The sequence below is a fragment of the Actinomadura sp. NPDC048032 genome, assembly GCF_040653175.1.
Lineage (GTDB): Bacteria > Actinomycetota > Actinomycetes > Streptosporangiales > Streptosporangiaceae > Spirillospora > Spirillospora verrucosospora.
This window is the reverse complement of the sequence record NZ_JBEZJP010000293.1, coordinates 1-10,424: the sequence shown is the minus strand read 5'-3', so window position 1 is coordinate 10,424 and position 10,424 is coordinate 1. Positions and strand designations below refer to the sequence as shown.

Annotated in this window: 10 protein-coding genes; 2 read left to right on the top strand and 8 right to left on the bottom strand. The window is 75.0% G+C overall.

Annotated elements, in window-relative coordinates; translation table 11 throughout:
- Window positions 1-59 precede the first annotated feature (59 nt).
- The gene (locus tag AB0C69_RS29480; protein ID WP_360358392.1) at window positions 60-239 is read left to right on the top strand and encodes a hypothetical protein; all 180 of its coding nucleotides are present in this window, start codon (window positions 60-62) and stop codon (window positions 237-239) included.
- 12 nt (window positions 240-251) lie between these two features.
- Here the strand turns inward: AB0C69_RS29480 and AB0C69_RS29475 are convergent, their stop codons facing one another.
- Both AB0C69_RS29475 and AB0C69_RS29470 read right to left on the bottom strand, forming a co-directional pair.
- Window positions 252-761, bottom strand: a complete 510-nt coding sequence (locus AB0C69_RS29475; RefSeq protein WP_360358391.1) for a DUF1707 domain-containing protein — start codon at window positions 759-761, stop codon at window positions 252-254.
- Window positions 762-763: 2 nt separating this feature from the next.
- On the bottom strand, window positions 764-1,417 hold the full coding sequence (locus tag AB0C69_RS29470) for a PadR family transcriptional regulator (RefSeq protein ID WP_360358390.1): 654 nt from the start codon (window positions 1,415-1,417) through the stop codon (window positions 764-766).
- 204 nt (window positions 1,418-1,621) lie between these two features.
- Here AB0C69_RS29470 and AB0C69_RS29465 point away from each other — a divergent pair, with 204 nt between their 5' ends.
- Window positions 1,622-3,607, top strand: coding sequence for a phosphatase PAP2 family protein (locus tag AB0C69_RS29465; protein WP_360358389.1), 1,986 nt, complete (start codon window positions 1,622-1,624; stop codon window positions 3,605-3,607).
- Between the two features lie 15 nt (window positions 3,608-3,622).
- Here the strand turns inward: AB0C69_RS29465 and hpnH are convergent, their stop codons facing one another.
- From hpnH to AB0C69_RS29435, 6 genes are all read right to left on the bottom strand, one after another.
- A complete protein-coding gene (gene hpnH / locus AB0C69_RS29460) occupies window positions 3,623-4,627 on the bottom strand; it encodes an adenosyl-hopene transferase HpnH (RefSeq protein ID WP_353832624.1) in 1,005 nt (334 codons plus the stop codon).
- A complete protein-coding gene (gene shc, locus AB0C69_RS29455; RefSeq protein WP_360358388.1) occupies window positions 4,628-6,592 on the bottom strand; it encodes a squalene--hopene cyclase in 1,965 nt (654 codons plus the stop codon).
- Entirely contained in the window at window positions 6,592-7,617 is a 1,026-nt protein-coding gene (locus tag AB0C69_RS29450; protein WP_345177457.1) for a polyprenyl synthetase family protein, read from the bottom strand. The genes shc and AB0C69_RS29450 overlap by 1 nt, the downstream gene beginning before the upstream one ends.
- On the bottom strand, window positions 7,614-8,933 hold the full coding sequence (gene hpnE / locus AB0C69_RS29445; protein ID WP_360358387.1) for a hydroxysqualene dehydroxylase HpnE: 1,320 nt from the start codon (window positions 8,931-8,933) through the stop codon (window positions 7,614-7,616). Before hpnE ends, AB0C69_RS29450 begins: the two co-directional genes overlap by 4 nt.
- Window positions 8,930-9,847, bottom strand: a complete 918-nt coding sequence (locus AB0C69_RS29440; protein ID WP_345177451.1) for a squalene/phytoene synthase family protein — start codon at window positions 9,845-9,847, stop codon at window positions 8,930-8,932. The genes hpnE and AB0C69_RS29440 overlap by 4 nt, the downstream gene beginning before the upstream one ends.
- On the bottom strand, window positions 9,844-10,424 hold a 581-nt coding region (locus AB0C69_RS29435), incomplete at its 5' end, for a squalene/phytoene synthase family protein (RefSeq protein WP_360358386.1). The genes AB0C69_RS29440 and AB0C69_RS29435, both read right to left, overlap by 4 nt.

The window sequence follows — 10,424 nt, the reverse complement described above, 5'->3', positions numbered from 1 at the left end:
GACGTCAAGGACGAGCCCCTCATGTGGACCGAGCGCGCCCCCCGCGAGTGGGTGGACTGGTGGGCGGTCATCGAGATCTTGCAGAGGCGGGTGAGGGGCTGCTCGTCGGGGACGGCGTCCCGAAGCGGCGCGTGCTGACCTGCGTGCGGCGCGGCGGCCGCGGCCACCCGCTGGTCGCGCGCGGCCTGCGGGCCCTCCGCGACGCCGTCCCCGACCGCTGCGTCCCGGCGGCCGCCTGAACCGCCCCCGCGTCAGGAGCCGGGGACGTGGCGGCGGGCCCGGCGGACGCCGAACGCCAGCAGGACCGCGCGCACGACCCAGACGGCCAGCGCGATCTGCAGGACGACCAGGAACCCCGTGCCGGGCCCGGCCGTGAAGGCGAGCACCATGAACGCCGCGAACAGGAGCGGGAACGCCGGGAAGAGTGGCCCGGGCCGGCGGCGGTGGGCCATGTGCCGCTGACGGCTGTGCCAGGCAGGGTGCCCCGGGCCGCCGAACCCGACCGCGGTGCCCGGCCCCCACGCGTGCCCGAGCGGGGACCCCCACGGGGCCTCCTTCGCGGGTTCGGGCAGCCCGGTCGGGGACGGCAGGTCCCGGACGAGGGCGCGCAGGTCGCCGCGCGTCTTGGCGGCCAGCACGGACTCCAGCCGCTCGTCGAGCTCGGGCCGGTCGAGCCTGCCCTCGGCGAAGTGGTCGTGCAGGGCGACCATGACGGCGTCGCGCTCGGCGTCGCCGACGCGGATCTCGTCGTGCCGGACCATGATCACTCCTCGGTGTCGTCGGCCGTCGGCCCGGGGCCGTCCAGGTCGTCGGCCAGGATGCGGTACAGGCTGCGGCGGGTCTCCGACAGGACGTCGCGCGCCTGCGCGACCTGCTCGGGCGAGCCGGAGTGGACGATCTGCATCACCGCGGCCCCGGTCTGCGCGGCCTGCTTGAACAGCTCCGGGACGCCCTCGCCGAACTCGGGCGTCATCTCCGCCCACGGCTCGGCCAGCCGCTCGGCGTTCTCCTCCGTGTAGGCGCGGCCCTCGTCGGTGAGACGGAAGGTGCGGCGGCCGCCGGACTCGTGGCCCGCGATCAGCCCCTCGTCCGCGAGCTGCTGCAGCGCCGGGTAGACCGCGCCGGGGCTCGGCTTCCAGGCCCCGTCGCTGCGCTCGTTGATCTCCTGGATGATCTGGTAGCCGTTGCGCGGCTCCTCGGCCAGCAGGACGAGGATCGCCGCCCGGACGTTGCCCTTGCGGGCCTTGGCGCCCCGGCCCCACGGGCCGCCGCGCCCCCGCGCCCACGGCGGGCGCGGACCGGGCCCGTGGCCGAATCCGCCGGGCGGGCCCCAGGGGCCCGGCCCGCCGCCGAACAGGGCGCCGAAGTTCGGGAAGTCGCCGCGGCCCCAGGGCCCGCGGCCGTGCATGTGCCCCATGTTCTGCACCACCTTCTGAGAGCTCTCTATGACCTCTCGCGATACGACAACGATATATCGAAGACGTACGGATCGGCCAGATGGTTCCCGGATCCGGATCGATGCGCGACCGCGGTCGCAGGACAAACCGGCCAAAGCCTCCGAATGCGGCCAAGGCCGTCTGATCGCGCGCGTCCGTGGGTACCACCGTGGGCGAGGGGGACGATGGGCACACAGGAAGCGGTCGCCGCGCAGGACGCGGTCTTCACCCCGGGCGCCACGGGCGCCAGGAGGCTCCGCGCCAGGAACGAGCTCGCGCTCGGCCTGGCGGTCTTCGCGCTCTACTCGGTGGTGACGATGCTGCCCGAGCAGGCGAGGAAGGCGGCGGCCCGCGAGCACGGGGAGTCGCTGTACGCGCTGGAACGGGCCCTGCACATCGACGTGGAGCCCGCCCTCAACGGCTGGCTTTCCGGCCAGCCCGTCCTGCGGGTCCTCGCCAACTACGAGTACGCCATCACCTACGTCGCCAGCGCGCTCGCCCTGCTGGTCTGGCTGTTCCTGCGCCACCCCGAGCGCTACCGCACGGCCCGCAACGCCTTCGTCATGCTCAACCTCGCCGGCCTCACGTGCTTCGCGCTGTATCCCGTCATGCCGCCCAGGCTCATGCCCGCCGGCCTCGGCTTCGTCGACACCGTCACCAACGGCCGCACCTGGGGGTCGTGGGGGTCCCCGCTGGTGAAGCACGCCGACGAGTTCGCCGCCGTCCCGTCCCTGCACATGGCCTGGACGCTGTGGGTCGGCGTCGAGCTCGCGCGCGTGAAGGCCAAGCGCTGGGTGCAGGGGCTGAACACCGTGCACATCCTGGTCACCCTCTACGTCATCCTGGCGACCGCGAACCACTACCTGCTCGACGCCCTGGCGGCCGTGCCGTTCGTCGTCGTGCCGGTGTACCTGGCCGAAAGCTTCGCGCGGCCGAAGGCGTCGCGCGTCCAGGGGCCGGACGCGTTCTTCCTCGCGGTGGAAACGCCCGAGGCCCCGCAGCATCCCGGCGGCGTCATCATGCTCGACACCTCGCGGGAGGACGTCGGCCGCGCCGACCTCGTCCGGGTGATCGGGGAGCGCCTCGACGGGCTGCCCCGCTTCCGGCAGCGGCTCGTCCACCGGGGCCGCTGGCGCCGCCCCGTCTGGCGCGACCTCGACCGGATCGACTGGGAGTGGCACGTCGTCGAGAAGCGGGTCGACGGGATGGCCGGGCTGCGCGCCGAGGTGGCCGGGCTCCAGTCCGAGGCCCTGCCGCTGGACCGGCCGCCCTGGCGGATGGTCGTGCTGAAGGGCGCCGAGCCGGGCCGTACGGCGGTCGTCTACATGATGCACCACGTGGTCGCCGACGGCGTCGGCATCGTGGCGCAGGCCGTGTACCTGATGGAGCCGCCGCCCGAGCCGGTCGCCGCGCCTCCCCGGGCGCCGCTGCGCAAGGCGCTGGCCACCGTGGTCGGCCTCGGCCAGCTCGCCACCGCCGTCGGCAGGCCGGAGCCGCTGCCCGCCGCCGGGACGAGCGAGCGCCGGTTCGGCACCATGGTCCTCCCGCTCGGCACGGTGCGCGACGTCGCCCGCCGCCACGGCGCCCGCGTCACCGACGTCGTGCTGTGCGCGGTCGCGGGCGCCCTGAACCGGAGCGTCAGCGAGGAGGACGGCCGGCCCGGCACGTGCCGCGTCGCGGTCCCGCTGATGATGCGGCCGCCGGGCAGCGCGATGGTGGGCAACCACACCACCGCGGTGATGGTGGACCTGCCGATCGGGAAGATGGCCGAGGTCGACCGGCTCACCCTGATCGCCAGGCGCAGCCGGGTGCTGCGGTCCGGGACGCGGGCGCAGGCGGCGTGGTTCGTCATGTGGCAGGCCGGGCGGCTGATGCCGCCCCCGCTGCACGCCCGCTTCGCGCGCATGTCCTACAGCGGCCGGTTCCTGCAGGGCACCGTGTCGAGCCTTCCGGGGCCCGACCGGCTTCTGCGCCTGTGCGGCGCCCCGCTCACCGCCGTCTACCCGATCGTCCCGCTCGCCCCCGGCACGCCCCTGGCGATCGCCGGGCTCGGCGTCCACCGCGACCTGTGCTTCGGCCTCTCCGTCGACCCCGGTCTGACGGACGACGCCGACGCGCTGATGGACGCCGTCCGCGACGTCTTCGAGGAACTGCGCAAAGGGCCGGAGTGATCGGACGCCGCGGGCTCAGATGCTCCGCATGGCGCGCAGCGACTCCTTGAGCGAGCCCATGGTCGCGAACACGGCGGTGGGCTCGTAGCCGCAGTGCGCCATGCAGTTCGCGCACCGCTCGTCGCGTCCCCGCCCGTAGGCGTCCCAGTCGGTGGTGTCGAGGAGCTCCTGGTAGGTCGCGGTGTAGCCGTCGTCCATCAGGTAGCAGGGCCGCTGCCAGCCCTTCAGCGAGTACGACGGGATGGCCCACGCCGTGCACGGGAAGTCGACCTTCCCCTCCAGGAAGTCCAGGAACAGCGGCGAGTGGTTGAACCGCCACCGCTCGCGGCGCCCGTCGGCGAACGTCTTGCGGAACAGGGCGCGGGTCTCCTGCACGCCGAGGAAGTGGTCCTGGTCGGGCGCCTTCTCGTAGGCGTACGCGGGCGAGATCATCATCTGGTCGACGCGGAGCTCGTCGTTGAGGTAGTCGAGCACCTCGATGACGGTCTGCGGGGTGTCGGTGTTGAACACGGTCGTGTTCGTCGTGACCCGGAACCCCCGCTCCCGGCACATCCGGATCGCGTCCACCGCCTGGTCGAACACGCCCTCCTTGCAGACGGACGCGTCGTGCCGCTCGCGCAGCCCGTCGACGTGCACCGCCCACGCGAAGTAGCGGGACGGCCGGAACAGATCGATCTTCTTCGGGATCAGCGCGGCGTTCGTGCACAGGAACACGTACCGCTTCATCCGCACCAGCTCGGCGACCAGCTCGCCGATCCGCGGGTGCATCAGCGGCTCGCCGCCCGCGATCGACACCATCGGCGCACCGCACTCGCGGACCGCCGCGACCGCCTGCTCGACCGGCATCCGCTGCTTGAGCACGTCCGCCGGATGCTGGATCTTCCCGCAGCCCGCGCACGCCAGGTTGCACGCGAACAGCGGCTCCAGCTCCATGATCAGGGGGTACCTTTTCCGCCCCGCCAGCTTGTTGCGCAGGACGTACCCGCCGACGCGCAGGCTCTGGCGCAGTGGCATCGCCATTTAGGAGATCTCCTTCAGGTACCGGCCGAGCGCCGAAAGCGGGAACACGAGCCGGTACAGGTGGTAGTTGATGTAGAAGTCGCCCGGGAAGCCGGTGCCGGTGAAGTGGTCCTCGTCCCACGTGCCGTCCGGCCGCTGGTGCTCGACGAGCCAGCGGACCCCGCGCTCGACGGCCGGTCCGTGCTCGCCGGCGGCCAGCAGGGCGAGCAGCGCCCACGCGGTCTGCGAGGGCGTGGAGGCGCCGTGCCCGATCCACGTCCGGTCCCGGTAGGAGCGCAGGTCCTCGCCCCACCCGCCGTCGTCGCGCTGGTGGCGCTCGAGCCAGGCGACCGCGTCGCGGATCGCCGGCTTGCCCGGCCGCACGCCCGCCGCGATGAGGGCGGGCACGACGCTGCCGGTCCCGTACACGTGGTTGGCGCCCCAGCGGCCGAACCAGGACCCGTCCGGCTCCTGCGCCTTCAGCAGCCACACGACGGCCCGCTTGACCACCTGCGAGTCGGCCATGCCGCGGTGGGACATCGCCTCCACCACGTGCGCGGTGACGTCGGCGGACGGCGGGTCGATCACCTCGCCGAAGTCGCAGAACGGCAGCCTGCGGCACAGGGCGCGGGTGTTGTCGGCGTCGAACGCGCCGAACCCGCCGTCCCGGGAGGCCATCCCCGCCATCCAGCGCACGCCCCGCTCGATCGCCGGCTCGGCCATCGGATGCCCGGCGCGGCCGAGCGCGAGGACGACCTCGGCGGTGTCGTCGGTGTCGGGGTAGCAGTCGTTGTCGAACTCGAACGCCCAGCCGCCCGGGGGGAGGTCGGGGCGCCGCACCGACCAGTCGCCGGGGCCCCTCACCTCCTCGCCGATCAGCCATTCGGCGGCCCGGTCCAGGGCGGGGTGCCGGGCGGGCAGGCCCGCGTCGGCCAGGGCGTTCATCGCGAGCGCCGTGTCCCAGACGGGGGACTGGCACGCCTCCAGGCGCCGCCCCCGGTCGTCGCGGATCGTGAACCGCTCCAGCCCGTCCAGGCCCCGCCGGACGATCGGGTGGTCGAGGCCGTAGCCGAGCAGGTGCAGCGCGAGCAGCGAGTACACCCAGGGCGGCTGGATCCCGCCCCAGGACCCGTCGCGCTCCTGCCGCGCGATGATCCAGTCGGCGGCGCGGCGCAGTGCGGCCCTGCGCACCCCCTTCGCCGGGCGCCGCTCGTACGCGTGCAGGGCCAGGTCGAGCGCCCCGAACGCCGCGTCCCACCCCGACAGGCCCCGGCGGCGCGCCGGGGGGACGTCGTAGCCGGGATACAGCTCGTCGAGCGAGAACGGCAGCGGCCGGACGGGGCGCAGCGCGGCCACCACCGTCAGCGGGACGATCGTCTGCCGCGCCCAGCACGCCCAGTCGTAGACGTTCAGCGGGAACCAGCGCGGCAGGAACATCATCTCCGGCGGCAGCACCGGCAGCCTCTCCCACGGCCAGCGGCCGAACATCGCCAGCCAGAACCGCGTGAAGACGCGGGTCGCGGGGATGCCGCCGCCGCCGCGGACGAAGGCGGCGGCGCGGACCATGTGGCCCGCGTCGGGCGGGTCGCCCGCGAGCCGCAGCGCGACGTACGCCTCGACGGTCGTGGACAGGTCCGGCGGGCCGTCGTGGAAGTTCGCCCAGGTGCCGTCCGCGGCCTGCTGGGACCTGATCCAGCGCGCTGTCTCGCGGGTGTCCGCCTCGTCGCGGATGCCGAGGAACTCGCGCAGCAGGAGGTCCTCGGCGTCCATCGTCACGTTGGTCTGCAGCTCGCCCTTCCACCAGCCCTCCGGCGACTGGAGCATGAGCAGGTGGTCGCGGGCGGCCTCCAGCGCCTCGGCGGCCGACCTGGTCCGGGCCGCCCCGCCGCCGGCCGGCGGCTCCGCGGTGACGGGCGCTCCCGCGGCGGGCGCCGTCCCGGGGGCCGGCTCTGGAGCGGGTTCTGTGGTGGGCTCTGTCGTCGTCATCAGTGGTCCCGGCAGGTGACGAAGTCGGCGATGTGCAGGAACTCGGCGCGGACGGCGTCCGGCAGCCGCGCGTTGAGCAGGTGCTCGGCGGCGCGCTGGATGCGGCTCTCCGCCTCCATCTCGGCCCAGGCGCGCCCGCCCGCCGCGTCCACCAGCCCGGCGGCCTCGGCCAGTTCCTCCGCGGCCGCCTCCTCCTCGGCGGGCAGGGGCCGCGCGTACAGCTCGGCCAGCCGCGCGGCCTCCGGCGACCCGGAGTTCAGCGCGGCGACGACCGGCAGCGACATCTTGCGGGACCGCAGGTCCGACAGCGCGGGCTTGCCGGTGGACTCCGGGTCGCCCCAGATGCCGAGCAGGTCGTCCACCAGCTGGAAGGCGATGCCGAGGTCCTCGCCGAACGCCTCCAGCGCGGCGCACAGCCGGTCCGGCGCGCCGTCCAGGACGGCCCCGATCGCGCACGAGCACGCGAGCAGCGCGGCGGTCTTGCCGGACGCCATCGTGAGGCACTCGTCCACGCCGATCTGCCTGCGCGTCTCGAAGTCCATGTCGAGGGACTGCCCGGCGACGAGGCGGCGGACGGCGGCCGCCAGCGCGCGGGCCGCCCGCGCCGAGCCCTGGCCGGGCGCCTCCAGCAGGACCTCGCCGGCGAGGGCCAGCAGCGCGTCGCCCGCCAGGATCGCGGACGCGTCGCCGAACACGGTCCACGCCGCCGGGCGGTGCCTGCGCGTCCGGTCGCGGTCCATGATGTCGTCGTGCAGGAGGGAGAACGCGTGGGCCAGCTCGACGGCGACGGCGCCCGGCAGCCCGCTCTCCGGGGGAGCCAGCGCGGCCCGCGCGGACAGCAGGGCCAGCGCCGGGCGCAGCGCCTTGCCCGCCGGGGCCCTGCGCGGGTGGCCCTCCTCGTCGGTCCAGCCGAGATGGTAGGCCGCGACCCGGTAGGTGCGCGGATCGAGCCGCCCGACCGCGGCGCGCAGCGCCCCGTCGACCAGCTCACGGACATCGGTCAGCGAAACGGGCACGGCCGTCATCGGTCCTTCACCTTCTCCAGGTGGCGGCGGACCAGGCGGGCGGCGGTGAGACCACTGCGCACTGCTCCCTCCATGGTGTCGGGCCAGCCCGTGTCGGTCCACGCGCCGGCCAGGTACAGGCCCGGCGCGCGCGTCGCCGCGCCGGGGCGGGCGGCCGCGCTGCCGGGGCGCTGCCGGAACGTCGCGCGCCGCTCCCGCGTCACGAACACCTCCCGGACCTGCGCGCCCCACGCGGCGGGCAGCAGCCGCCGCAGCTCGGGCACGAACCGCGAGCGCAGCTCGGCGGTCGGCATGTCGATCCACGGGTCGGCGGCCGACAGCGACACCGCGAGGTACTGGCCGCGGCGCAGCCCGCTGACCGCCGTCCGGTCGAAGACCCACTGGACGGGCGAGCCGACCGCGGCGGCGAACGGCGCGTCCATGACCCTGCGGTCGTAGACCACGTGCACGTTCACGATCGGGCTGGCGTCCAGCTCGGGCCAGCGCAGCGGGTCCGGCAGCGCCTCGGCGGGCAGCAGCCGCGCCGCCGCCTCGTGCGGCACCGCGATGACCACCGCGTCGGCGGCGATCGGCGTCCCGTCCACGACCACCTTCGGGTCGGCGGTGACGGACTCCACCCGGGCCTTCAGCCGGACGGTCCCGCCCATCTCCGCGATGCGCCTCAGCGCCGGGCCGCCGTGCAGCTCCTCCAGCGGGACGAGCGGCACCCCGATGTCGGCCGCGTCGGGGCGTCCGAACAGGGCCCGCCGGCACACCATCGCCGACAGGCCGAGCGCCGCGTCGTCCACCTCGGCGTTCAGCGCGGACGTGAGGAACAGGCCCCACAGGGCCTCCCGCGCCCACGGCCGCTGCCCGCGCTGAGCCAGCCACGCCCCGGCGGAGACCTGGTCGAGGACGGGGTCGGAGGGGTCCAGTCGCGCCAGCCCCAGCGCGGCGCGCACGGCCCTCAGCCGGTCGGCGGCCGACAGCGGCGCGTACCGGACCAGCGAGGGCAGCAGGTGCAGCGGGCTCGGCAGGCCCGAACGGCGCAGCCGCGCCGGCGGCGTGCCCGCCCGCAGGACGGGCACGTCGAACCGGTCCTGCACCTCGACGAGGTGGTCGGCGCGCAACCGGTGCAGCAGCCCCTGGTACGCCGTGCAGCACCGCAGGAAGACGTGCTGGCCGTTGTCGACGCTCAGCTCGCCCCGCCCGAACGAGTGGGTGGCGCCGCCGAGCCACGGCCGGGACTCCAGCAGCGTGACCGCGACGCCCGACTCCTGCAGCGCGATCGCCGCGCTGATGCCCGCGAGGCCCCCGCCCACGATGACGACGCTCACCGCTCCACCCCCGACAGCGCGCGCGCCGCCACCACGGCCTTCTGCCAGGTCGGCAGCGACATCCGCGCGTCCAGCGCGATCTGCGGGCGCGCGGCGATGTTCTCCAGCAGCCGCCGGTAGATCCCGGCCATCGCCGCCGTGCACGCCGCGCTGCGCCGGTCCAGCAGCGGCAGCAGCCGCAGCCCCTCGGCGTACCAGGCCCGCGCCCGCTCCGCCTGGAAGCCGATCAGCTCGTTCAGCCGCCACGGCGGGTCGATGAACGCGCCCGACTCGTCCAGCTTCAGCGTGCAGCCGAACCGCGCGAGGTCCTCGGCCGGGATGTAGGTCCGCCCGGCCAGCCGGTCCTCGCGCAGGTCGCGCAGGATGTTGGTGAGCTGGAGCGCGACGCCGAGCGAGTCGGCGAGGCCCTCGGCGCGCTGCCGGCCGTCGGACCCGAACACCCCGAGCGACAGCCGCCCGACCGAGCCCGCGACCCGCTGGCAGTAGCGCAGCAGGTCGTCGAAGGTCTCGTAGTCGGCGCCGCGCACGTCGTCCTCGCAGCCGTCGATGAGCTCCTCGAACGCCTCCAGGGGGATCGGGAACCGGCCCGCCGCGTCCGCCAGCGCGGTCAGCACCGGATGCCCCTCCAGCGCCCGGACGTCCACCCGCCGCCGCAGCACCTCCTGCACGGTCGTCAGCCGCTGCCGCGTCCGGTCCAGCAGGTCGAGCCGGACGCACGCCGGCTCCGGGCCGTCGCCGATGTCGTCGATGCCGCGCGCGAACGCGTACACCGCGCTCATCGCCCGGCGCTTCGGGGCCGGCATCAGCCGGATCCCGTAGGAGAAGTTGCGGGCCTCCTCGCGCACCACCCGTTCGCAGTGCCGGTACGCCCCGACCACCCGCTCGGAACTCTCGCACGTCTCCGAAACCGTCATCGCCCCCTCCTTCCAAGGGCGCGCGCCCACCCGGCCGGCAGTGCGGCCCGCCGTGGACGCAGCGCATGAGCGAGCACGTCGTACCGCCCGCGCTCCAGAGCCGACAGCGCGGCGCGCCCGCCGGCCGCGTAGCCCGCCACGGCGATGCGCGCCCATCCCGTCAGGTCCGCCAGCAGCGGCGCGGCGCCCCCGTCCAGCAGCTCGCGGGCGCGGCCGGCCTGCAGCGCCAGGACGCCGCGCAGCCGGGTCGGCGTCACCGGCCGCGCGAGGTCCTCCTCGGCGCAGCCGAACCGGCGCAGGTCCTCGCCGGGCAGGTAGATCCGGCCGGCCCGGTAGTCCTGCCCGGCGTCCTGGCAGTGCTCGACGATCTGCAGCGCCGTGCAGACGTCGTCGGACGCGGCCGCGAGGCGCGGGGTGTGCGCGCGGAACAGATGCAGGACGATCCGTCCCACCGGCGCGGCGGACAGCGCGCAGTACCCCTTCAGGTCGGCGAACGGCGCCTCGTCCGGGACGCCGGCCAGGTGGACGATCGCGTCCGCGCCCCGCACGATCCGCGCCGCGTCGGAGAGGTCGCCGC

Bases quoted from the DNA above. Each gene is read 5' to 3' on its own strand.
- shc (WP_360358388.1), bottom strand. From the start codon at position 6,592: ATGACGACGACAGAGCCCACCACAGAACCCGCTCCAGAGCCGGCCCCC.
- AB0C69_RS29440 (WP_345177451.1), bottom strand. From the start codon at position 9,847: ATGACGGTTTCGGAGACGTGCGAGAGTTCCGAGCGGGTGGTCGGGGCG.
- AB0C69_RS29475 (WP_360358391.1), bottom strand. From the start codon at position 761: ATGGTCCGGCACGACGAGATCCGCGTCGGCGACGCCGAGCGCGACGCC.
- hpnH (WP_353832624.1), bottom strand. From the start codon at position 4,627: ATGGCGATGCCACTGCGCCAGAGCCTGCGCGTCGGCGGGTACGTCCTG.
- AB0C69_RS29450 (WP_345177457.1), bottom strand. From the start codon at position 7,617: ATGACGGCCGTGCCCGTTTCGCTGACCGATGTCCGTGAGCTGGTCGAC.
- AB0C69_RS29465 (WP_360358389.1), top strand. From the start codon at position 1,622: ATGGGCACACAGGAAGCGGTCGCCGCGCAGGACGCGGTCTTCACCCCG.
- AB0C69_RS29470 (WP_360358390.1), bottom strand. From the start codon at position 1,417: ATGGGGCACATGCACGGCCGCGGGCCCTGGGGCCGCGGCGACTTCCCG.